Source organism: Bradyrhizobium genosp. SA-3, assembly GCF_004212635.1.
Lineage (GTDB): Bacteria > Pseudomonadota > Alphaproteobacteria > Rhizobiales > Xanthobacteraceae > Bradyrhizobium.
The window spans coordinates 26,129-47,258 of the sequence record NZ_PSRT01000067.1; the positions used below are offsets into that span (position 1 = coordinate 26,129).

Annotated in this window: 21 protein-coding genes; 11 read left to right on the plus strand and 10 right to left on the minus strand. The window is 64.9% G+C overall.

The window, feature by feature from the left end; all coding sequences use genetic code 11:
- Positions 1 to 32: 32 nt before the first annotated feature.
- The 4 genes from CWO91_RS23205 to CWO91_RS23220 form a co-directional block, all read right to left on the minus strand.
- On the minus strand, positions 33 to 635 hold the full coding sequence (locus CWO91_RS23205) for a K(+)-transporting ATPase subunit C (RefSeq protein WP_130216599.1): 603 nt from the start codon (positions 633 to 635) through the stop codon (positions 33 to 35).
- A 109-nt stretch (positions 636 to 744) separates the two neighbouring features.
- On the minus strand, positions 745 to 2,859 hold the full coding sequence (gene kdpB, locus CWO91_RS23210) for a potassium-transporting ATPase subunit KdpB (protein WP_130216601.1): 2,115 nt from the start codon (positions 2,857 to 2,859) through the stop codon (positions 745 to 747).
- 17 nt (positions 2,860 to 2,876) lie between these two features.
- The gene (gene kdpA / locus CWO91_RS23215; protein ID WP_130216602.1) at positions 2,877 to 4,580 is read right to left on the minus strand and encodes a potassium-transporting ATPase subunit KdpA; all 1,704 of its coding nucleotides are present in this window, start codon (positions 4,578 to 4,580) and stop codon (positions 2,877 to 2,879) included.
- Between the two features lie 40 nt (positions 4,581 to 4,620).
- Positions 4,621 to 4,710, minus strand: coding sequence for a K(+)-transporting ATPase subunit F (locus tag CWO91_RS23220; protein ID WP_091879689.1), 90 nt, complete (start codon positions 4,708 to 4,710; stop codon positions 4,621 to 4,623).
- Positions 4,711 to 5,096: 386 nt separating this feature from the next.
- Between CWO91_RS23220 and CWO91_RS23225 the strand changes: the two genes are divergently transcribed.
- The 4 genes from CWO91_RS23225 (at position 5,097) to CWO91_RS23240 (ending at position 8,106) form a co-directional block, all read left to right on the plus strand.
- Positions 5,097 to 5,564: a hypothetical protein gene (locus tag CWO91_RS23225; RefSeq protein WP_433995574.1), complete on the plus strand. Its 468-nt coding sequence runs from the start codon at positions 5,097 to 5,099 to the stop codon at positions 5,562 to 5,564.
- 6 nt (positions 5,565 to 5,570) lie between these two features.
- On the plus strand, positions 5,571 to 5,699 hold the full coding sequence (locus CWO91_RS45050) for a hypothetical protein (RefSeq protein ID WP_283810990.1): 129 nt from the start codon (positions 5,571 to 5,573) through the stop codon (positions 5,697 to 5,699).
- Positions 5,700 to 5,865: 166 nt separating this feature from the next.
- Positions 5,866 to 6,501, plus strand: a complete 636-nt coding sequence (upp, locus tag CWO91_RS23235; RefSeq protein ID WP_130216606.1) for a uracil phosphoribosyltransferase — start codon at positions 5,866 to 5,868, stop codon at positions 6,499 to 6,501.
- Positions 6,502 to 6,534: 33 nt separating this feature from the next.
- Positions 6,535 to 8,106 (plus strand): AMP-binding protein, encoded by a 1,572-nt coding sequence (locus CWO91_RS23240; RefSeq protein WP_130216608.1) that lies wholly within the window; start codon positions 6,535 to 6,537, stop codon positions 8,104 to 8,106.
- Positions 8,107 to 8,151: 45 nt separating this feature from the next.
- Here CWO91_RS23240 and CWO91_RS23245 read toward each other — a convergent pair whose 3' ends face one another.
- Positions 8,152 to 9,318, minus strand: a complete 1,167-nt coding sequence (locus CWO91_RS23245) for an acyl-CoA dehydrogenase family protein (RefSeq protein ID WP_130216610.1) — start codon at positions 9,316 to 9,318, stop codon at positions 8,152 to 8,154.
- 287 nt (positions 9,319 to 9,605) lie between these two features.
- On the opposite strand from CWO91_RS23245, the gene CWO91_RS23250 reads away from it, so the two are divergent.
- A complete protein-coding gene (locus CWO91_RS23250) occupies positions 9,606 to 10,058 on the plus strand; it encodes a MaoC family dehydratase (RefSeq protein WP_130216612.1) in 453 nt (150 codons plus the stop codon).
- Complete coding sequence (locus tag CWO91_RS23255; RefSeq protein ID WP_165405649.1) at positions 10,058 to 10,909, plus strand: HpcH/HpaI aldolase/citrate lyase family protein; 852 nt, start codon at positions 10,058 to 10,060, stop codon at positions 10,907 to 10,909. The genes CWO91_RS23250 and CWO91_RS23255 overlap by 1 nt, the downstream gene beginning before the upstream one ends.
- A 73-nt stretch (positions 10,910 to 10,982) precedes the next feature.
- On the opposite strand, the gene CWO91_RS23260 is transcribed toward CWO91_RS23255, so the two are convergent.
- The 4 genes from CWO91_RS23260 to CWO91_RS23275 form a co-directional block, all read right to left on the minus strand.
- Positions 10,983 to 11,366, minus strand: coding sequence for a hypothetical protein (locus CWO91_RS23260; protein WP_130216616.1), 384 nt, complete (start codon positions 11,364 to 11,366; stop codon positions 10,983 to 10,985).
- Between the two features lie 152 nt (positions 11,367 to 11,518).
- Positions 11,519 to 12,316, minus strand: a complete 798-nt coding sequence (locus CWO91_RS23265) for a fumarylacetoacetate hydrolase family protein (RefSeq protein ID WP_165405650.1) — start codon at positions 12,314 to 12,316, stop codon at positions 11,519 to 11,521.
- Between the two features lie 301 nt (positions 12,317 to 12,617).
- Complete coding sequence (locus CWO91_RS23270) at positions 12,618 to 13,109, minus strand: Hsp20/alpha crystallin family protein (protein ID WP_130216620.1); 492 nt, start codon at positions 13,107 to 13,109, stop codon at positions 12,618 to 12,620.
- 80 nt (positions 13,110 to 13,189) lie between these two features.
- A complete protein-coding gene (locus tag CWO91_RS23275; RefSeq protein ID WP_091879751.1) occupies positions 13,190 to 13,651 on the minus strand; it encodes an Hsp20 family protein in 462 nt (153 codons plus the stop codon).
- Between the two features lie 437 nt (positions 13,652 to 14,088).
- Between CWO91_RS23275 and CWO91_RS44410 the strand changes: the two genes are divergently transcribed.
- Both CWO91_RS44410 and CWO91_RS44415 read left to right on the plus strand, forming a co-directional pair.
- Positions 14,089 to 15,006, plus strand: a complete 918-nt coding sequence (locus CWO91_RS44410) for a hypothetical protein (protein ID WP_245471341.1) — start codon at positions 14,089 to 14,091, stop codon at positions 15,004 to 15,006.
- Positions 15,007 to 15,119: 113 nt separating this feature from the next.
- Entirely contained in the window at positions 15,120 to 15,587 is a 468-nt protein-coding gene (locus CWO91_RS44415) for a hypothetical protein (RefSeq protein ID WP_245471342.1), read from the plus strand.
- On the opposite strand, the gene CWO91_RS23285 is transcribed toward CWO91_RS44415, so the two are convergent.
- Positions 15,573 to 16,874: an MFS transporter gene (locus tag CWO91_RS23285; RefSeq protein ID WP_130216622.1), complete on the minus strand. Its 1,302-nt coding sequence runs from the start codon at positions 16,872 to 16,874 to the stop codon at positions 15,573 to 15,575. The two genes, CWO91_RS44415 and CWO91_RS23285, sit on opposite strands and share 15 nt — an antisense overlap.
- A 382-nt stretch (positions 16,875 to 17,256) precedes the next feature.
- On the opposite strand from CWO91_RS23285, the gene CWO91_RS23290 reads away from it, so the two are divergent.
- From CWO91_RS23290 to CWO91_RS23300, 3 genes are read left to right on the plus strand one after another with little or no spacing between them, the layout of a single operon-like run.
- Entirely contained in the window at positions 17,257 to 18,471 is a 1,215-nt protein-coding gene (locus CWO91_RS23290) for an ABC transporter substrate-binding protein (protein WP_130216624.1), read from the plus strand.
- A 7-nt stretch (positions 18,472 to 18,478) separates the two neighbouring features.
- A complete protein-coding gene (locus tag CWO91_RS23295) occupies positions 18,479 to 20,212 on the plus strand; it encodes an FAD-dependent oxidoreductase (RefSeq protein ID WP_130216626.1) in 1,734 nt (577 codons plus the stop codon).
- Positions 20,213 to 20,234: 22 nt separating this feature from the next.
- The gene (locus CWO91_RS23300) at positions 20,235 to 21,029 is read left to right on the plus strand and encodes an IclR family transcriptional regulator (RefSeq protein ID WP_130216628.1); all 795 of its coding nucleotides are present in this window, start codon (positions 20,235 to 20,237) and stop codon (positions 21,027 to 21,029) included.
- The last annotated feature ends 101 nt before the right edge of the window (positions 21,030 to 21,130 follow it).

The following is a 21,130-nucleotide window of genomic DNA, read 5'->3' on the forward strand; positions in this document are numbered from 1 at the left end:
CAATATAATCACCCCCGTGTGCCGAGCCTAGACTACTTCGCGGCGCGGTCGAGCGCGAGATTCAGCGCCAGCACGTTGACGCGGGGCTCGCCGATCAGGCCGAGCAAACGGCCTTCGGTGTTGGCAGCCACGAGTTGCTCGACTTGATTCTCCGGCATCTTCCGCGCCTTCGCCACGCGCGGCACCTGGAATTGCGCCGCTTCCGGCGAGATGTCAGGGTCGAGGCCGCTGGCCGAGGTCGTCACCAGGTCGACCGGCACGGCCGCATTCGGATTCTCCGCCTTCAGCTTATCCACATCTTCCTTCAGCCGGTCGGCCAGCGCCTTGCTGGTCGGGCCGAGATTGGAGCCGCCGGAATTGGCGGCGTTGTAGGGCGCTGGCACCGTTTTGGTTGAATCATGAGGGTCCGGCGCAACCGTCGCCGAAGGGCGGCCGTGAAAGTATTTGTCCTCCTTGAACTCCTGCCCGATCAGGGCGGAGCCGACCACCTTGCCGTCCTTCTCGATCAGGCTGCCCTGCGCCTGCACGGGAAACAACGTGCCGGCGATGGCAGTCATTGCGAGCGGATACGCAAGGCCCGTGATGGCGGTGAGCGCCAGCAAGAGCACGATGGCGGGACGGATTTCTCTGAGCATGTTAGTCTCCTATTTCTTCCGTCATTGCGAGCGAAGCGAGGCAATCCAGAGTCTTTCCATGGAGGCAGCCTGGATTGCTTCGTCGCAAGAGCTCCTCGCAATGACGGCGTTAGGCCAGATGCAAGGCGGTGACGACGAGATCGATCGCCTTGATGCCAATAAAGGGAATGACGATGCCGCCGAGGCCGTAGATCAAGAGGTTGCGTTGGAGCAGCGCGCCGGCGCCGACGGCGCGGTAGGCAACGCCCTTCAGCGCCAGCGGGATCAGCGCGATGATGATGAGCGCGTTGAAGATGATCGCCGACAGGATGGCGCTCTGCGGGCTCGACAGGTTCATGACGTTGAGCGCGTTGAGTTGGGGGTAGAACGCCAGGAACATCGCCGGGATGATCGCAAAATACTTGGCGACGTCGTTGGCGATCGAGAACGTGGTCAGCGCACCGCGCGTCATCAAGAGCTGCTTGCCGATCTCGACCACCTCGATCAGCTTGGTCGGATTGGAATCGAGGTCCACCATGTTGCCGGCCTCGCGGGCGGCCTGGGTGCCGGTGTTCATGGCGACCCCGACGTCGGCCTGCGCGAGCGCCGGCGCATCGTTGGTGCCGTCGCCGCACATAGCGACCAGCTTGCCCTTGGCCTGTTCGTCGCGAATCAGCTTGAGCTTATCCTCGGGCGTTGCCTGCGCGAGGAAGTCATCGACGCCGGCCTCCGCCGCGATCGCAGCCGCCGTCATCGGATTGTCGCCGGTGATCATGATGGTGCGGATGCCCATGCGGCGCAATTCGGCGAAGCGCTCGCGGATGCCGCCCTTGACGATGTCCTTGAGCTGGATGACGCCGAGCAGCTTGCCGTCCCTGGCGACCGCCAGCGGCGTACCGCCGGCCTTCGAGATATCATCGGCAATGGCCTGGATCTCGCGACCGAGATCCGACAGCGCGGCCGGCTGGATTGCCCGCGCCGCGTTGCCGGAGGCAACGGCCAGCGGCGCGCCACCGCCGACATAATTCAGCATGGCATCGACCGCACCCTTGCGCACCGATGAGCCGCCAGCATCGACGCCGCTCATGCGGGTCTGCGCGGTGAACGGGATGAAAGTGGCGCCAAGCTCGGCCATGTCGCGACCACGGATGCCGTATTTCTCCTTCGCCAGCACGACGATGGAGCGGCCCTCCGGTGTCTCATCGGCGAGCGAGGCGAGTTGGGCCGCGTCCGCCAGCTCCTGCTCGGTGACACCGCGCACAGGACGGAACGCCGTCGCCTGCCGGTTGCCGAGCGTGATGGTGCCGGTCTTGTCCAGCAGCAGCGTGTCGACGTCGCCGGCGGCCTCGACGGCGCGGCCGGACATCGCCAGCACGTTGAAGCGCACCAGGCGGTCCATGCCGGCGATGCCGATCGCCGACAACAGCGCGCCGATGGTGGTCGGGATCAGCGTCACGAACAGGGCGACCAGCACGATTACCGAGATCGAGCCGCCGGCATAGGCCGCATAGCTCGGGATGGTGACGGTGGCGAACACGAAAATGATGGTGAGACCGGCGAGCAGGATGTTGAGCGCGATCTCGTTCGGGGTCTTCTGCCGCTCGGCGCCCTCGACCAGCTTGATCATGCGATCGATGAAAGTCGAGCCCTGGGCTGCCGTGATGCGGACGCGGATCCAGTCCGACAGCACCTGCGTGCCACCGGTGACCGCAGAGCGGTCGCCGCCGGATTCGCGGATCACGGGCGCGGACTCGCCGGTGATGGCGGCCTCGTTGACGGAGGCAACGCCCTCGATCACCTCGCCGTCGGAAGGGATGGTGTCACCGGCCTCGACCAGCACGATGTCGCCGACCTTGAGGCTCGTGCCAGGCACGAGCTTGAAGGGCTGGTCGGCACCGATCAGGAGCTTGGCCTGGCTTTCGGTACGGGTCTTGCGCAGCGATTCGGCCTGCGCCTTGCCGCGGCCTTCGGCCACCGCTTCGGCGAAATTGGCGAACAGCACCGTGAACCAGAGCCAGACGATGATCTGGAAGGTGAAGCCGAGGCTGGCACCGCCGGTGACGATGTCACGCAGGAAGATCACCGTGGTGAGCGCAGCCACGACCTCGACCACGAACATGACAGGGTTCTTCACCATCAGCCGCGGATCGAGCTTGGTGAAGGAGGCGCGGATCGCGGGCATCACGATTCTGGGATCGAGCATTGCCGACATCGGCGCACGTTTTTGCAGCTTCATCGTATCCATGGAGGTCAGTCCAACAATCAGAACAGGTTGCCGGCGTTCATCGCCAGATGTTCGACGATCGGGCCGAGCGCGAGCGCCGGGAAGAAGGTCAGGCCGCCCATGATCAGGATGACGCCGACGACGAGGCCGACGAACAGGCCGCCGGTGGTCGGGAACGTGCCCATGGACGGCGGGATCGACTTCTTCTCCGCAAGCGATCCAGCGATCGCCATGGCCGGGACGATCATGAAGAAGCGGCCGACGAACATCGCGCTTGCCAGCGTCAGGTTGTAGAAGAACGTGTTGCCGGTGAGCCCGGCGAAGGCCGAGCCGTTGTTGCCGGCCGCCGATGTGAAGGCGTAGAGCACTTCGGTGAAGCCGTGCGGTCCGGCATTCGCCATGGAGGCGACTGCCGCCGGATAAACCACGCCGACGGCGGTCCAGCCGAGGATCATCAGCGGCAGCACCAGGATGGCCAGCATCGCCATCTTGACCTCGCGCGCCTCTACCTTCTTGCCGACATACTCCGGTGTGCGGCCGACCATGAGTCCTGCGACGAAGATCGCGAGAATGACGAACAGCAGCATGCCGTACATGCCGGCGCCGACGCCACCGACGATGATTTCGCCGAGCTCGATGTTGATCAGCGGGATCATGCCGCCGAGGGCGGTAAAACTGTCATGCATCGCATTGACCGCACCACAGGAGGCGGCGGTGGTGACGACCGCGAACAGCGAGGACGCCACAATGCCGAAGCGGACTTCCTTGCCTTCCATGTTGCCGCCGATCAGACCCAGCGCATGGAGCGTCGAGGTGCCGTTTGCCTCCGCCCAATAGGTGATGGCGACGCCAGCCAGAAACAGCACGCCCATCACGGAGAGGATCGCCCAGCCCTGGCGCTGGTTGCCGACCATGCGGCCGAACACGTTGGTGAGCGCGGCGCCGAGCGCGAAGATCGAGAGAATCTGCACGAAGTTCGACAGCGCCGTCGGGTTCTCGAAGGGGTGCGCGGCGTTGGCGTTGAAGAAACCGCCGCCATTGGTGCCGAGCATCTTGATCGCGACCTGCGAGGCGACCGGCCCGACCGCGATGGTCTGCTTGGCGCCTTCGAGCGTGGTCGCCTCGATATACGGCCCGAGCGTCTGCGGCATGCCCTGCCAGACCAGGAACAGCGCATAGACGACGCAGATCGGCAGCAGCACGTAGAGTGTACAGCGGGTGACGTCGACCCAGAAATTGCCGACCGTGCGCATCGAGGCGCGCGAGAAGCCGCGAATCAGGGCCATCGCCAGCGCGATGCCGGTCGCAGCCGACAGGAAGTTCTGGTGCGTCAGGCCGAGCATCTGCACGAGATAGGACAGCGTGCTCTCGCCGCCGTAGTTCTGCCAGTTGGTGTTGGTGATGAAGGAGACCGCGGTGTTGAAGGAGAGATCCTCGGCGACCGCGCCCTGCCCGGCTGGATTGAAGGGCAGCACGGCCTGAAGCCGCATCACGCCGTAGATGATGAGGAAGCCGCCGACATGGAACAGCAACATGGCGACCGTGTAGGTCAGCCAATGCTGCTCGCGCTTCTCGTCGACGCCGGAAATCCAGTAGATGCCGGCCTCGATCGGACGCAACACCGGCGACAGGAACGTCCGCTCGCCGTTGAACACGCGCGTCATGTGCCAGCCGAGTGGCTTGGTCAGTGCAACGATAATGACGCAAAACAGAATGATCTGGAGCCAACCGATCACAGTCATGGAGAGAGCCTTTGTGGAATCGCGTTTGAGCGGCGCCCGCTCAGAACCGTTCGGGCCGCAGCAGCGCGTAGGTGAGATACATCAGGAGGCCGAATGAGACGGCACCGGCGAGCGCATAATCGAAGATCATGGCCCGCTCCCTCAAAGCCGCTCGCAGGCGTAGGTGTAGCCGACCGCGAGCGCGAAGAAGGCAAAGCCCAGCGCCAGCATCAGAATGTCCATCATGGAGATGATCCTCGTCGTGTCCATACGTCCGGCAATTATTCTCGGCCTGCCGGCGGCACGACGCTGACGTGCCACCCCGGACATAGGTTTTCGAGACGAGGGCCGCGGCGAAGTTATAGGAATCTCATAAAGGCCTCCGGGCCGGCTTGCCGTGGTCGGTCAGGCAAGTGCATCCGCGCCTTTATGAAATCCTTATATCTTCCGCCCCTTCCTCACCTCGTTTTCAAATGCCGTTCAAGCCATCTTGAGACGCCGGCCGACTGACCGACGCAGATGTCCACGAGGCCTAAAGTGACCACCGCTCTCGAACGCCGTGATCTGCTCTTGCTGAGCGAACGCATTCGCGCCGCGCGCGCAATGACGCGGCCGTTGATGATCGAGATCATCGATACGGCGTGCCGACGCTTCCCCTCGCTCAGGCAAAGCGCAGGCACCGCGCGCGTCATGTGCCTGATCGATGTCGAGGCTTGGGCCGATGCCGCGCTCGCATTGATGGAGCTCGAGCTGCCGCTTTGGCAGGTCCGCCGTATCGCCTATGACGATGGGGAGTGGCATTGCGCCCTGTCGCGCCAACGCGAACTGCCGGACTGGCTGGACTCCGCGGTCGAGGCCCGCCATGCCGACCTTGCGCTCGCCCTGCTGTCGGCCTTCGCCGAGGCGCAGGTGCTGACCTTGGAGGCAGCCCGGCCGAGCGTTCCCTCTGTTCGTCCAGCCCGCGATCCGCTCTACGAGCCGATCGGCTGCGACAATGTCGGTTAGACGCGCATGCAGACCGGCACGCGAAATCTGGAGCAAGTGGTCACCGTGATTGTCTTGACCATGACGCTGAGCCTGATCTGGGGCGCCGTGCTGACGCTCGTGATCACGCTGGCAGCACGCGGCCTGGGCGTTTAGGGTCGTGCCACCGCGCGCGGCAAGTGCACGGGAGCTGACCATGGCTGCCTTTGAAGCGAGCAACCGGGCCCGCACCGCGGTCGCGATGCCAGGTTGAGGCGGCGTATCCCGCGGAAAAGTCCCGACCGATCTGGCGCAATTTCACGGAACCGTGTAGAGCGGTTTCATGAGCACAAGCAGCGTCAACGTCGTCGCCCACCCCCTGGTCCAGCACAAGCTCTCCTTGATGCGGGAGAAGGACCGCTCGACCAAGAGCTTTCGCGAGATCCTGAACGAGATCGGGATGCTGCTCGGCTACGAGGTGACGCGCGACCTGCCGCTGGAGCTGGTGGACATCGAAACGCCGATCGCGCCGATGCAGGCGCCGAAGATCGCCGGCAAGAAGCTCACGCTGGCGCCGATCCTGCGCGCGGGCGTCGGCTTCCTCGACGGCATGCTGGCGCTGATGCCCTCGGCGCGCATCGCCCATATCGGGCTCTACCGCGACCCCGAGACGTTGCAGGCCGTGGAATATTACTTCAAGGCGCCGCAGGACCTGTCCGATCGCACCGTGATCCTGATGGATCCGATGCTGGCCACCGGCAATTCGGCCTGCGCCGGCGCCTCCCTGCTCAAGGCCCGCGGCGCCCGCGACATCCGCTTCGTCTGCCTTTTGGCCGCGCCCGAGGGCATCGCGCAGTTCCAGAGCGAGCATCCCGACGTGCCGGTCTGGACCGCCGCGATCGACGAACGGCTCAACGACCACGGCTACATCGTGCCGGGCCTGGGCGATGCCGGCGACCGGATGTTCGGCACCAAGTAGACAGCTTTGCGCGATCGGGTTACTCCGATTGCCATGCTGACCGACAGACTTTCGCTGCAATCGCTGATCCGGACCGAGGCCGCCAGTCCCGCCTTCGTGTTCGATGGCACGCCGGTCTCGCGCGCGGAGTTCTCAGGAAAGATCGAGCAGACTGCCGCCTGGCTCACCGCCCAGGGCATCGGCAGGGGCGACGTCGTCGCGGTCTGGCTGGTCAACCGGATCGAATGGCTCGCACTGTTGTTCGCCGCCGCCCGCCTGGGCGCGGTCGTCGCCGCGGTCAATACGCGCTATCGCAGCGCGGAGGTCGCGCATCTGCTGCGCGTGTCCGGTGCCAAGCTGATGGTGGTGGAAGCCGCGTTCCGCTCGATCGACTTTGCCGCCATCCTCGCCGATGTCGCCAAGGACGAGGTGCCCGCGCTGCAACAGCTCGCGGTGGTCGGCGCGGATGCCATCCCGGCACACTGGCCTTGTGTGCGGTTCGATGCGTTCGAGCGGCCCTGTCCGCCCGCTCCGCCGGCTGAGGACGACATCGACCTGCCCGTGCTGCTCTACACGACATCGGGCACGACCAAGGGCCCGAAGCTCGTCGCGCATTCGCAGCGGACGCTGGCGACGCACGCCGCTTCCGTTGCCAAGGCACTCGAGCTCGATCCACAGCGCCATTCGCTGCTGGCGATGCTGCCGTTCTGCGGCACTTTTGGTATGACGAGCCTGCTCGGCTTCATCGCGGCGGGCGCCGCCATCCATGTACTCGACGCCTTCGAAGCGGCCCCGGCGGCGAAGGTCCTCAGCGAGTGCAGGATCACGCATTCATTCGGCTCGGATGAGATGTTCCGCCGCATCCTCGCGCTCACCGATGCACCACGTCCGTTTCCGCATCTCGAAATCTGCGGCTTCGCCGCGTTCCAGCCCGGCTGGCGCGAGCTGGCCGCGGAGGCCGAGGCGCGCGGCATGCCGCTGTTCGGACTCTACGGGTCGAGCGAGGTGCAGGCGCTGTTCTCGATCGGCCGCGGCAGCGATGGCTTCGCCGACCGCATCGAAGGCGGCGGCTGGCCGATGTCGCCGGACGCGAAAGTCCGCGTCCGCGATGTCGAGACCGCCGAACTTGCGGACAGCGACGTCTCCGGCGAGATCGAGATCAGCGCGCCGTCGCGCTTCCTCGGCTACTTCAACAATCCCGAGGCGACGCGCGAAGCGATCACCGCCGACGGATTCTTCCGCACCGGCGACATCGGCCACCTGCGCGGCGATGGTTCATTCGTCTACGAGACCCGCGCGGGCGATGCGATGCGGCTCGGCGGTTTCCTGGTCGCGCCCGGAGAAATCGAAGACGAGCTAAAGTCTTGTGCGGGGGTGGCCGATGCCCAGGTGGTCGCGATCGACCTCAAGGGACAGGCACGCTGCGTCGCTTTCGTGATCCCGGCTGGAGAGCCACCGCGACAGGAAGCGCTGACCGCCCATCTGCGCGAGCGGCTCGCCGGCTACAAGGTGCCGGCGCGGATCTACGTGGTGGACGCCTTCCCCGTCACCGACAGTGCCAACGGCGTCAAGATTCAACGCGCCAGGCTTCGTGCCATGGCCATGGAACGGATCGCCGCCGAATAGGCTCTTCTAGGGCAATAACCGTAAGTTCTTCTTAGTAGGACTTGCTTAGTAAGACTTGGCGAGGCCAAGCACTTTTTCTGCGATGAAGCTGAGCGCAAGCTGCGGACTGACCGGCGCGATGCGCGGGATCAGGATCTCGCGCAGGTACCGCTCGACGTGGAATTCCTTGGCATAGCCAAAGCCGCCATGGGTCATCACGGCCTGCTCGCAGGCCGAGAAGCCGGCTTCGCCCGCGAGATACTTTGCCGCATTGGCGGCGGCGCCGCAGGGCATGCCCTTGTCGTATTGCCAGGCCGCCGACATCACCATCAGCCAGGCCGCCTCGAGCTCGACCCAGTTCACCGCCAGCGGATGCTGGATGCCCTGGTTCTTGCCGATCGGGCGGTTGAACACCACGCGCGTCTTGGCGTACTCGGTCGCGCGCGACAGCGCGAGCTTGCCGAGCCCCACGGCCTCCGCCGCGATCAGGATACGCTCCGGGTTCATGCCTTCGAGGATGTACTGGAAACCCTTGCCTTCCTCGCCGATCCGATCCTCCATCGGAATTTCAAAGTCCTCGAAGAACAGCTCGTTGGAATCGACGATCTTGCGGCCCATCTTCTCGATTTCGTGGACCTTGATCCTGTTGCGGTCGAAATCGGTGTAGAACAGGCTGAGGCCGTGGGTCGGCGAGCGCACCTCTTCCAACGGCGTGGTGCGCGCCAGCAGCAGGATCTTGTGCGCGACCTGCGCGGTCGAGATCCACACCTTCTGGCCGTTGACGATGTAGCGGTCGTTCTTGGCGACCGCGCGGGTCTTGAGCTGGGTGGTGTTGAGGCCGGTGTTGGGTTCGGTGACGGCGAAGCACGCCTTCTCGCGGCCTTCCACCATCGGCGGCAGCATGCGCTTGCGTTGCTCTTCGGTGCCGAACACGACGACGGGATTGAGCCCGAACACGTTGATGTGCACCGCGGACGCCCCGGACATGCCGGCACCGGATTCCGCGATCGTGCGCATCATGATCGCGGCTTCCGTGATGCCGAGCCCGGAGCCGCCATACTCCTCCGGCACGCAGATGCCGAGCCAGCCGGCATCGGCCAGCGCCTTGTGAAAATCGTGCGGGAAGCCGCCGTCGTGGTCCTTCTTCAGCCAATAGGCGTCGGGGAAGCCTTCGCAGATCTTGGCGATGGCGTCGCGAATGGCTTCCTGCTGATCGGTGAGCGCGAAATCCATATTCTTGATCTCCTTATGGGGAGCAGCGGCGACTGACGTTCCCGATTTTTAAGGCAAGTCGGGAATGACCGTGGAAGCCGCGACCGCGCGCAATCTCTCTTCTCTTCGCGTCACCCACCCAAAGGCCATGGCCAATTGCTGCGCCGGACGTTCCCTCGGTTGCGTTCTTTAGCTCGAAAAACTGAATACAGATACGTGAATTTGTCTGCCAACTGTGTGTACCATGCATAGGGTCATGCGGCGCGACTGTGCGAGCGCGCTGTTATTTCGCAGGGAGGGAAACCGCGATGGCCGGACTTTATTACGAGGACTTTTCCGTGGGCCAGGAGTTCAGGCATCCGCTGACCCGGACCGTCACGGAGATGGACAACACCATGTTCAGCCTGCTCACGCTCAATCCGCAGCCGCTACACATCGACGCGCATTTCTCCGAAAAGACCGAATTCGGCCAGCGCATTTTCAACAGCCTTTACACCCTCGGCATCATGATCGGCATGACGGTCTATGATACGACCCTGGGGACCACCGTTGCCAATCTCGGCATGACCGACGTGACTTTTCCAAAGCCGGTCTTCCATGGCGACACGTTGCGAGCGACGACGAAGGTGCTTTCGTTGCGGGAATCGAAATCGCGCCCCAGGGCGGGCATCGTCGAGTTCGAGCACCACGCCCTTAACCAGAACGACGAGATCGTCGGCAAATGCCGGCGCATGGCGATGATGCACAAGAGGCCGGCCTGATGCGTTCGATGCTGTTCGTGCCGGGTGATTCCCCGCGCAAATTCGAGAAGGCGAGCGAAGGCAAGGCCGACGCGCTGATCATCGATCTCGAGGACTCCGTCGTCACCGAGAAGAAGGACGAAGCACGCGGGTTGACGCTGGCGATGCTGAAAGGCTCTCGCGGCCCGCACCAGCTCTATGTCCGCGTCAACGCGCTCGACACCGGCATGACGCTCGCCGACCTCGCCGCGGTGATGCCGGGCAAGCCCGACGGCATCGTGCTGCCGAAATCGCAAGGCGGCGGCGATGTGCGGCAGGTGGCAACCTGGCTCGAAGCGTTCGAGGCGGCGTCCGGCATCGCGGTCGGCACGACGCGAATCGTCTGCGTCGCGACGGAGACCGCCGGCTCGATCTTCGGCCTCGGCAGCTACAAGGGATCCTCCCCTCGCCTCGCCGGCCTGATGTGGGGCGCGGAAGACCTCTCGGCCTCGCTCGGCGCCACCGAGAAAGCCTCGGGCGGCGTGTTCCACAGCCCCTATCGGCTCGCGCGCGATCTCTGCCTGATGGCGGCGGCGGCGGCCGAGGTCGCACCGATCGATACCGTCTATACCGACATCGACAATCTCGCCGGCCTCGAAGCCGAAACGCGCGCGGCACGGCGCAACGGTTTTTCGGCCAAGGCGCTGATCCATCCCAAGCATGTCGATATCGTCAACGCGGCCTTCGAGCCGACCGACGCCGAGCGCACATGGGCTACGAGGGTGATCGCGGCGTTCGCGAGCAATCCCGATTCCGGCACGCTGCGCCTCGAGGGCCAAATGATCGACAAGCCGCATCTTCGCGCCGCGAAGAAAATCCTCGGCCAACCCTAGATCGGGACGCAGGCCTCGCCATGATCGTTCGCCAAGCCGCGCTGATTGCGCGGACTATCGATCGGCCTCGGCCTCAGTCGAATCCCTGAACGGGCGGCGTCGAGGTTTGCGGTGGTACGGCAGGCGCCGCTTGAACCGGCGCGGTCGGATTGCCGGCAGCTCTCATCTGGCCGTTGGCAGCCATCGCCTCGCGCGTGGGCGGTGGAACGCGGGTCGCGGCCGCGCGACGCGGCGGCTGCCGGTGCCTTGCCGACTGCGAACCTCTCATGCCCCAGGACCGGGCGATCGAAGGTCCGGCCGTATAGCCGACCAAAGCTCCGGCGACGGCTCCGACCGGGCCCAGCACGACAGCACCGGATAGGGCGCCGAGCGCTGCATCGCCCGCGCGCTCCTGCGCAACTGCGCTCGCGGGCACGCAAGCCAGCATTGCGATAGCGGTGATCAGAGCCTTGTTCATCGGAGTGCCTCCCCTCGCGGGAGATCACTCCTGCTCAAATATGGCCGTACGAAGTTCGCTTGCCGGCCAACAAAGGGCAATCGACCATGGAACTCGCTGTTTCCAGCTTGCGCCCTCAACCGGGGTTGCAAGCCGGCCACTCAGCGCAACTGCTACACGATCTTGATCGACATGTCCGGCAGGCCCTCGAGCTTGCACACGAGCACGTCGCCCTTCACGACCGGGCCGACATTCTCCGGCGTGCCGGAATAGATGATGTCGCCGGCCTTCAGTTCGAACGCTTCCGACAGCTTTGCGATCTGCTCGGCAACGCTCCAGATCATCTTGCCGAGATCGGAGTTCTGCCGAACGGTGCCGTTCACCGCCAGCGAGATCGCACCCTTCTCGAAATGGCCGGTCTTGCTTGCCGGATGAATCGGACCGAGCACGGCAGCATGATCAAAGCTCTTGCCGATCTCCCAAGGCTTCTTCTCCGCGGCCATGCCGTTCTGGAGATCGCGCCGGGTCATGTCGAGACCGAGCGCATAGCCGTAGACATGGTCGAGCGCCTTCTCGACGGGAATGTTGGTGCCGCCGGATTTCAGCGCCGCGACCAGCTCGACCTCGTGATGATAGTTCTTGGTCAGCGACGGATAAGGATGATCGGCGACCTCGCCGATCGCGACGTTCTGGATCGCGTCGGTCGGCTTCTGGAAGAAGAACGGCGGCTCGCGGTTCGGATCCGAGCCGCGCTCGATCGCGTGCGCCGCGTAATTGCGCCCGATGCAGTAGATGCGGCGCACCTGGAACACTTGGGTCTCGCCGACGATCGGGATCGTCACCATCGGCACCGGGACGATCGGCTTGGGCCCGGCCTGCGCGGCGGCCGGTGCGACGTCCGCCATGGTGGCCGCGGTCGCGACCGCGGCGGTTGCGAGCAGATCGCGTCGCGTGGGTGAGGTCCTCTTCATCTCAGGTGCTCCCTTCGCCTTCTTGGGCGGCGTCATGCGCGCCGATCTGGCTGATAATCGATATTTGGTATGCCAGCAACACGGATCGGCGCGGCGACTTGGATCACCGCGCGCGGACCAAACCTGCGCCACATCGACCTTTGGCGGCGAAATCGAATTGGCGCCCTCGCCGGCGCCGTCTTCAGGTGAGGGATTTGGCTAGCGGCCGGCTGCGACGCCGTGAGCGTCAGCACCAACAGCGCCAGCGACGGGTTTGTTGATGATAGACGGCGGCGCCGACCGCCGCCGCCCGTGGTTGATGCTAATGCGTGTTGATCGCGATGCGCTTGACGCCTTCGCGTGCCTTCTCGGACTTCGGCAGCGACACGGTCAGGACACCGTCCTTAAACGATGCCTCTGCCTTGTCTTCATCGACGTCCTCAAGCGGAATCTGCCGCTCGAAGGCGCCGTAGTAGCGCTCGGTGAAGTATTTGCCTTCGTGCTTGCGCTCATCCTTCTTCTCGCCGCGGATCGTCAGGACGCTCCTGGCGATTTCGATCTGGACGTCCTTCTCCGTCATCCCGGGCAGCTCCGCCGAGATCGTCAGCGTCTTGTCGGTGTCGCTGAGCTCGATCTTGGGCCAGCCGAAGCGCCCCTCCATGAGCGGCGACAGGCCGGGTCCGCCGAAGCCCCGGAACGCATCGTCGAACAGACGGTTCATCTCGCGATGCAGCGTCATGAACGGATCGTAGCTGCCGCGCGCCTGCACAAGCTCCTGGTTTCTCGACCAGGGAATAAGATCGCGAATAGCCATGGTGTTCTCCTTCATTCAATGGTCTCGGGAGCGCGGAGGCCACATGCCGTCCACGCTCCAAGACAACGCTTTAGACGAGCCTAAGCTGCTTTCTGCTGCTCGATCTGCGACGTAGGAGATGTGCAGCTCGCGATCTCGATCCGGCGCGGCTTCATGGCCTCCGGAACCTCGCGGACGAGATCGATGATCAGGAGCCCGTCCTGGAACGAGGCCTGCTTCACCTGAACATAGTCGGCGAGATTGAACACGCGCCTGAAGGGGCGGGCGGCAATGCCCTGGTACAGGTATTCGCGCGCAGCAGTCTCGGGCTTCTTGCCCTCGATGGTGAGCGCGTTCTGTTCGGCCGTCACCGCGATGTCGTTAACGCCGAACCCCGCCACGGCAAGGCTGATCCGGTAGTGGTCTTCACCGGAACGCTCGATGTTGTAGGGGGGATAGTTGTCCTCGGTCGCCTGGCGCAGCGTGCTGTCGACGAGGTCGGCCAGGTGGTCGAAGCCGATGGTGGAGCGCCACAAAGGCGCGAAATCAAAATTGGTCCTCATAACCAAGTCCTCCAAAGAGCAAGATGGATACGAAGGAGCGCAAGGCGGGGGTTTCAGACGGATCCGAAAAGACCAGCCCGGCGCCCGTGCCGGACCCGATTCTGGCATCCGGCACACCGCTCTCGCGGCGAAAAACGACTTAGAAAAACGGATACCGATTTCAAGGGGGCTGCCAGAAATTTTTTCGCCCTACCCGCGTTGATCGTCGGCTGTCGGGCTCGTCCCCGCAGGCCCTCGCAAGGGGCTCTCCAGGCGCCCCGGCGCGGATGCCCCGGAAGCTCTCGGCGGCGACGTCAAAGGAAGATAGAAATGTCGATTTAGGCAAGGGCCGGGGGGTGCCCTTTATGCATGTGGACCCGCAGCGGGCATGAAGAAATATCATGCATGATCGACAAGGCTCCCGAACGCGCCGGACCACTTGCGCAGCAGCAGGGGCGATGACGATTGCGCTGCTCGCGGCCGCAACGTTGTGCGCGGCGCGCGCCGACGACAGCACCGTCGCGGCAGCGCAGTTGAAGGCGGTCGCAACGATCGATACGCGCTTTCAGTCCTACAACATCGAGATGGTGGAGGTGACCGGCGGACGGTTCTGGAAGCCCTATCCGCGAACGGCACGAGGCTTCGACCAGCTGGATCGTTACAGCGCAAGACCGCCGATCGATCTGGCCAATGCACGCCTGCGCCTGCTCGCGGCCGCCTTGTCGCCGGCCTATCTGCGCGTCAGCGGAACCTGGGCCAATGCGACGTTCTTTGCCGACGCGCCGGGAAAGCCGCCGCCGGGATTCAACTCCGTGCTCAGCCGTGCGCAGTGGCGCGGCGTCGTCGAGTTCGCGCGCGCGGTCGATGCGGAGATCGTCACCTCTTTTGCGATCAGTCCCGGCAGCCGCGATACCGATGGCGTGTGGGAACCGGACCAGGCGCAGCAGGTGGTCGACACCACACGCGCGCTGGGCGGCCGCATCGCCGCCGCCGAATTCATGAACGAGCCGACACTCGCAGCGACCAACGGTGCACCGGCCGGCTATGACGCGGCCGCCTATGGCCGCGACTTCAAGATCTTCCGCGACTGGATGCGGCGCGCCGCGCCGGAGACGCTGATCCTCGGCCCAGGCTCGGCCGGCGACGCACCATGCCATCCGGCGCGGCCATCACAACGCGCGACCTGCTCGCCGCATCCGGACCCGGCGTCGATCGCTTCTCCTATCATCACTACAACACGATCTCGCCACGCTGCGGCGGGCACGATGATCCGGCGCAGGCGCTCTCGGAGGAATGGCTGGCGCGCACGGATGCGACACTCAAGACCTACCAAGCCCTGCGCGATGCCTTCGAGCCGGGCAAGCCGATCTGGCTGACCGAGACGGCTGATGCGGCCTGCGGCGGCAGCCGATGGGACCAGACCTTTCTCGACACCTTCCGCTATCTCGACCAGCTCGGACGCCTGGCGAAGGCCGGCGTCCAGGTGGTGATGCACAATACGCTGGCCGCCAGCGATTACGGTCTGGTCGACGAAGCAACGTTCCGGCCGCGGCCGAGTTACTGGGCTGCGCTGCTCTGGCGCGGGCTGATGGGAACGATCGTGCTCGACGCAGGCAAGGCCGCTTCGTCCGATCTTCATCTCTACGCGCATTGCCACCCGGCCATGGCGGGCGCGGTGTCGCTGCTCGCCATCAACGCCTCGCGCAGCGCAACGCACCCGCTGACGCTCTCGGATTCTGCCGAGCGGTACACACTGCACGCGGTGCGGCTCCAGGGCCCGACCGTGCAGTTGAACGGCAAGACGCTCACGCTGACTGCCGATGGCATGCTGCCCAGGCTCGAGGCGCAGGCAACACCAGCGGGAGCAATCCGGCTTGCGCCAGCGACCATCACCGTCCTGGTGATTCCGAACGCGGCAAATCCCGCCTGCTTGCCGCGACGCTCAGAACTTCAGTGACTCCCGCGCCGTCTCCGGCGCCATCAGCGTTGCGATGATCGTGATGATCGACAGCGCGATGATGTAGACCGACACCGCCCAGTACGAGCCGGCCCATGCCAGCAGCGCGGCCGCAATCAACGGCGAGAAGCCGCCGCTCAATGCCGCCGCGACGTTGGCGCCGAGCGAGGCACCGCTGTAGCGCACCTGGGTGCGGAACAGCTCCGGCATGAACGCGGCCTTTGGCCCGAACAGCAGCGCATGGGTCAGCGTCATCGTGACGACGAGCGCGAGCGTGATCAGCGCCGGCTCCCTGGTGTCGAGGAACCAGAACAGCGGGAACGCCAGCGCCACCGAGAACACGCCGCCGGCGAGGTACAGCGACTTGCGGCCGAAGATGTCGGAGAGCCAGCCGGCGAGGGGCAGCGTCGCGAACTCGACGATGGCGGCACAGACGACCGCGTCGAGGATCACCTGCCGCGGCAGTCCGAGCTTTGTCGTGGCATAGACCACGGTGAAGACGGTGAGGAGATAAGCGAGCCCGACCTCCGACACCGTGATGCCGATCGCGAGCAGAAAGCTGCGCCAGTCGCGACGCAGCACCTCGAGCACCGGCTGCGCCAGCACCTCCTTGCGCTCGACCACCTCCTTGAAATGCGGCGTCTCCGCAAGCTTGAGCCGCACGATGAAGCCGATACCGACGAGCAGAATGCTGATCAGGAACGGCACGCGCCATCCCCAGCTGAGGAAGTCGGCCTCGGGCAGCTTCGTCATCAGGCCGAAGATGCCGGTGGAGGCGGCGACGCCGACGGGAAAGCCGACCTGCACCAGGCTGCCGTAAAAGCCGCGGCGATTGCCGGCATGCTCGATTACCATCACCACCGCGCCGCTCCATTCGCCCCCGAGCCCGATGCCCTGGACGAAGCGCAGGCAGACGAGCAGGATCGGCGCCCAGACGCCGATCTGGCTGTAGGTCGGCAGGCAGCCGATCAGGAAGGTGCCGAGCCCCATCGCGATCATGGTCGCGACCAGCATGGTCTTGCGGCCGAGCCGGTCGCCGTAATGCCCGATGATCGCGCCGCCGATCGGCCGCGCCACGAAGCCGACTGCATAGGTCGAGAACGCCACGAGCGTACCGACGAAGGGATCGAAGCTCGGAAAGAACAGCTTGTTGAAGACGAGCGCCGCGGCGGTGCCGTAGATCAGGAAGTCATACCACTCGATCGCGGTGCCAAGCGCGCTCGCCCACACCACATGCGCCGTCGTCGATTTCTCCGCCGAAGCGGAGACCCCCGTTGCTGCCGTCATGCCCTGCCCCCAAAGATTCCGGATGGCATCATGAATAATCGCGCGCGTGGTTGCAACCTGCGGAGGTGTTGCCTCTCGCCGAGATCACAATGCGGGATTTTCGCGCCCACAGCCTCAACACCCGTCATTGCGAGTTTGGCACCGGCCGATGGCGGACCCGCCAGACTTTCTCTGCAGAGGCAGTCTGGATTGCTTCGTCGCAAGGGCTCCTCGCAATGACGGGTGCTGAGGCAGCTGCGCGGACATCTCCGCAATGTCGTCGCGGGGACTATGGAACCTCGGCCGGCGCCCTTATTCGCCATTGACAAACTCATTCGCCCATATCTAACTAGCCGCCAGAATAACCCGCCGCACCAAGCGGCCCATAAGAGAGGGAACCACGATGAAAGGGCTTCTGGCCTGCGCCATGCTCGCGGCCATGACTACAGCTGCCATGACTACAGCTGCCACCGCGCAAGTCTCCGACGACGTGGTGCGGATCGGCGTGCTGACGGATCTGTCGAGCTGGGGCCGCGACAACAGCGGGCCGGGCTCGGTCGAAGCGGCGAAAATGGCGGTGGAGGAGTTCGGAGCGACCGTGCTCGGCAAGCCGATCGAGATCATCAGCGCCGACCACCAGATGAAGACCGATGTCGGCGTGCAGATCGTGCGCGGCTGGTTCGACAACGGCAAGGTCGATGCCGTCGTCGACATTCCCAATTCCGGCATCGCGATCGCCGTGCACAACATGGTGCGCGAGCGGGGCAAGGTCGCACTGCTCTCGGGCCCCGGTGCAAGCTCGCTGACCGACGAGCTGTGCAGCCCCAACACCGTGCATTTCACCTACGACACCTATGCCCTGTCGAAGGTGACGGCCTCCGCCGTGATCAAGGAGGGCGGCAAGTCCTGGTACTTCATCACCGCCGACTATGCCTTCGGCCAACAGCTCGAGAGGGACGCAACCCGCTTCATCAATGAGATGGGCGGCAAGGTGCTCGGCGGCGTCAAGCATCCGACCAACACCGCGGACTTCTCCTCCTTCGCGCTCCAGGCCCAGAGCTCGAAATCCGACGTGGTTGCGTTCGCCAATGCCGGCCAGGACACCGACAACGCCATCAAGCAGTCCGGCGAGTTCGGCCTCGTCCAGGGCGGCCAGAAGCTGGTCGGCCTGTTGATGTTCGAGACCGACGTGCACGCGATCGGCCTCAAGGCCGCGCAGGGCACCTATATGACCACGGCCTCCTACTGGGCGATGGACGAGGCGACTCGCGCCTGGTCGAAGAAATTCTACGAGCGCACCAAGGTGATGCCGACCATGATCCAGACCGGCGTCTACGGCTCGGTGCTGCATTATCTCAAGGCCATCAAGGCCGCCGGAACCGACGAGTCCGCCAAGGTGATGGCCAAGATGCGCGAGCTGCCGATCGAGGATACATTCGTCCATGGCGGCAAGTTACGCGAGGACGGCCGCGTCATCCGCGACATGTATCTCGCCAAGGTGAAGTCGCCCGAGCAGTCCAAGGAGCCGTGGGACTATCTGGACATCGTCAAGACCGTGAAGGGCGAGGACGCCTTCCGCCCGGTCTCCGAGTCCAAATGTCCACTCTTGAAGAAGTGAGGTCCAGATGACCGGTAACGAGCGCAGCGCAGTTGAGACTTACGAGTGCGATGTGCTCGTGGCCGGGTCAGGCGCCTCCGGCATGTCGGCGGCGATCACCGCGTGCCATCGCGGCCTCGACGTGCTCATCGTCGAGAAGGAGCCGCGCTTCGGCGGCACCACCGCCCGCTCCGGCGGCTGGCTCTGGATCCCCGGCACCTCTCTTGCCAAGGCTTATGGCATCGAGGAAACACCGGAGCAGGCCCGCACCTATCTGCGGCACGAGGCCGGCAACAATTACGACGCCGCGCGGGTCGACGCATTCCTGAGCGCCGGCCCCGAAGCGGTCGATTTCTTCACCACCAAGACCGCATTGCGCTTCGACATGCCGCTGGTGTTTCCCGACTATCACGCCGAGGCACCCGGCGGCGCGCAGGGCGGCCGCTCCATGGTGACGCGCCCGTTCGACGGCCGCGAGCTCGGCGATCACATCAAGACGCTGGGCATGCCGCTGCCCGAGCTCACCGTGTTCGGCATGATGCTGGGCTCCGGCAAGGAGATCATCCATTTCATGCGCGTCACGAAGTCGCTGGCCTCCGCGGTCTATGTCGCCAAGCGCCTGTCGCGGCATTTCATGGACGTGCTGCGCTACGGCCGCGGCATGACCTTGACCAACGGCAACGCGCTCGCCGGACGACTGGCAAAATCCGCGCTCGACCTGAAGATTCCGATGTGGCTGTCCTCGCCGGTGCGCGAGCTGACGGTCGAGAATGGCGCCGTCATCGGCGCGATCGTTTCGCGTGAGGGACGCGATGTGCACGTCCGCGCGCGCCATGGCGTCGTGCTCGCCTGCGGCGGCTTTCCGCACGATGTCGAGCGACGCAGAAAGATGTTTCCACATGCGCCGACCGGCAATGAGCATTATTCGCCGGGACCGGCCGGCAACACCGGTGACGGTCTGCGCCTTGCGGAAAGCGCCGGCGGACATATCGAGGATCGCCTGCCGAACGCGGCCGCCTGGGTCCCGGTGTCCCTAACCACGCGCAAGGACGGGTCAAAGGGCGTGATGCCGCACTTCATCGACCGTGCCAAGCCTGGCGTGATCGCGGTGATGCGCGACGGCAGGCGTTTTGCCAATGAGGGCAATTCCTATCACGACTTCGTCCAGGCCATGGTGAAGGCGGCCAAGCCCGGCGAGGAGATCGCCGCCTTCCTCGTCTGCGATCACAAGACGCTGCGGAAGTATGGCCTCGGCTGTGTGCCGCCATTCCCGATGCCGCTGGGCCATCATTTGCAGACCGGCTACCTCATGCGTGGCTCCACACTGGAGGCACTGGCGGCGAAGGCCGGCATCGATGCCAAAGCGTTCACCGAGACCGTCAAGCAATTCAATACGACCGCGCCGCAAGGGCACGATGCCGCCTTCGGCAAGGGCTCGAAGGCCTATAACCGCTACCAGGGCGATGCCCTGCACGGCCCGAACCCCTGCGTCGCGCCGATCGAGAACGGCCCGTTCTATGCCATCAAGATGGTGATCGGCGATCTCGGCACCTATGCCGGCATCGTCACCGACGAGAACGCGCGCGCGCTCGACGCCGAAGGCCGGGTGATTCCCGGGCTCTATGCCGCCGGCAACGACATGGCGAGCATCATGGGCGGCAATTATCCCGGCGCCGGCATCACGCTTGGGCCGGCGCTGACCTTCGGCTACATTGCCGGACGACACCTTGCCGACAGCGCCGCCAAGCGCAAGGCGGCCTAAGCGGACGCACGCCAGGAGGCGCATGAAGAGGGAAAGCCGCGGCATCCAGTCGATCGAGGTCGGCGGAGAACTGCTCCGTGCGCTCGCAAGGAGCGGCGAGCCGATGATGCTGCGCGATCTCGCCCGCGAGGCCGGCATGACGCCGGCCAAGGCGCATCCTTATCTCGCCAGCTTCTCCCGCATCGGGCTGATCGAGCAGGACGAGACCACCGGCCGCTACGAGATCGGCGCGCTGGCGCTGGAGCTCGGCCTGATCAGCCTGCGCCGCCTCTCCGGCGTGCGCATCGCACGTCCCAAGATCGCGGCGCTCGCGAGCCAGATCGGCCACGCGGTCTCGCTCGCGGTCTGGGGCACGCACGGTCCGACCGTGGTGCAACTGGAAGAGCCGGCCCAGCCCGTCCACATCGTGATGCGGGCCGGCTCGGTGATGGCGCTGCTGGAGACCGCGACCGGCCGCGCCTTCGCCGCCTTCCTGCCGGAGAAGACCATCGATGCCGCGCTCGAAAGCGGCCTCGACCGCCATGGCGTCGGCTACAATCCCAAGCGCGCGGTGAAAGGCGCGAAGGTCGCCGAGATGCTCGCTGAAGTCCGCAAGCACGGCCTCGCCCGCGCGCTCGGCGATCCCCTGCCCGGCGTCAATGCGTTCTCAGCACCGGTGTTCGATCATTCCGGCCATGTCGCGCTGGTCATCACCGCGATGGGCCCGGAAGGCACGTTCGACGCGCGCTGGGACAGCCCGATCGCCCATGCGCTGCGCGACTGCGCCGGCGCCATCTCGAAGCGGCTCGGCCACGGCATGACGGTCGCGGCGGAGTGATAGGCAATCTGCCCGCGTAGCAATAGCTGTCATGCCCCGCGAAAGCGGGGCATCCAGTACGCCGCGGCCGCTCGGTTCTATCGCAGGCGTCACGGAGTACT

Bases quoted from the DNA above. Each gene is read 5' to 3' on its own strand.
- CWO91_RS44415 (WP_245471342.1), top strand. From the start codon at position 15,120: ATGCACAATACGCTGGCCGCCAGCGATTACGGTCTGGTCGACGAAGCA.
- CWO91_RS44410 (WP_245471341.1), top strand. From the start codon at position 14,089: ATGACGATTGCGCTGCTCGCGGCCGCAACGTTGTGCGCGGCGCGCGCC.
- CWO91_RS23245 (WP_130216610.1), bottom strand. From the start codon at position 9,318: ATGGATTTCGCGCTCACCGATCAGCAGGAAGCCATTCGCGACGCCATC.
- CWO91_RS23220 (WP_091879689.1), bottom strand. From the start codon at position 4,710: ATGATCTTCGATTATGCGCTCGCCGGTGCCGTCTCATTCGGCCTCCTG.
- CWO91_RS23295 (WP_130216626.1), top strand. From the start codon at position 18,479: ATGACCGGTAACGAGCGCAGCGCAGTTGAGACTTACGAGTGCGATGTG.
- CWO91_RS23300 (WP_130216628.1), top strand. From the start codon at position 20,235: ATGAAGAGGGAAAGCCGCGGCATCCAGTCGATCGAGGTCGGCGGAGAA.
- CWO91_RS45050 (WP_283810990.1), top strand. From the start codon at position 5,571: ATGCAGACCGGCACGCGAAATCTGGAGCAAGTGGTCACCGTGATTGTC.
- upp (WP_130216606.1), top strand. From the start codon at position 5,866: ATGAGCACAAGCAGCGTCAACGTCGTCGCCCACCCCCTGGTCCAGCAC.
- CWO91_RS23275 (WP_091879751.1), bottom strand. From the start codon at position 13,651: ATGAGGACCAATTTTGATTTCGCGCCTTTGTGGCGCTCCACCATCGGC.
- kdpB (WP_130216601.1), bottom strand. From the start codon at position 2,859: ATGGATACGATGAAGCTGCAAAAACGTGCGCCGATGTCGGCAATGCTC.
- CWO91_RS23240 (WP_130216608.1), top strand. From the start codon at position 6,535: ATGCTGACCGACAGACTTTCGCTGCAATCGCTGATCCGGACCGAGGCC.
- CWO91_RS23260 (WP_130216616.1), bottom strand. From the start codon at position 11,366: ATGAACAAGGCTCTGATCACCGCTATCGCAATGCTGGCTTGCGTGCCC.
- CWO91_RS23205 (WP_130216599.1), bottom strand. From the start codon at position 635: ATGCTCAGAGAAATCCGTCCCGCCATCGTGCTCTTGCTGGCGCTCACC.
- CWO91_RS23255 (WP_165405649.1), top strand. From the start codon at position 10,058: ATGCGTTCGATGCTGTTCGTGCCGGGTGATTCCCCGCGCAAATTCGAG.
- kdpA (WP_130216602.1), bottom strand. From the start codon at position 4,580: ATGACTGTGATCGGTTGGCTCCAGATCATTCTGTTTTGCGTCATTATC.
- CWO91_RS23250 (WP_130216612.1), top strand. From the start codon at position 9,606: ATGGCCGGACTTTATTACGAGGACTTTTCCGTGGGCCAGGAGTTCAGG.
- CWO91_RS23290 (WP_130216624.1), top strand. From the start codon at position 17,257: ATGAAAGGGCTTCTGGCCTGCGCCATGCTCGCGGCCATGACTACAGCT.
- CWO91_RS23285 (WP_130216622.1), bottom strand. From the start codon at position 16,874: ATGACGGCAGCAACGGGGGTCTCCGCTTCGGCGGAGAAATCGACGACG.
- CWO91_RS23270 (WP_130216620.1), bottom strand. From the start codon at position 13,109: ATGGCTATTCGCGATCTTATTCCCTGGTCGAGAAACCAGGAGCTTGTG.
- CWO91_RS23265 (WP_165405650.1), bottom strand. From the start codon at position 12,316: ATGAAGAGGACCTCACCCACGCGACGCGATCTGCTCGCAACCGCCGCG.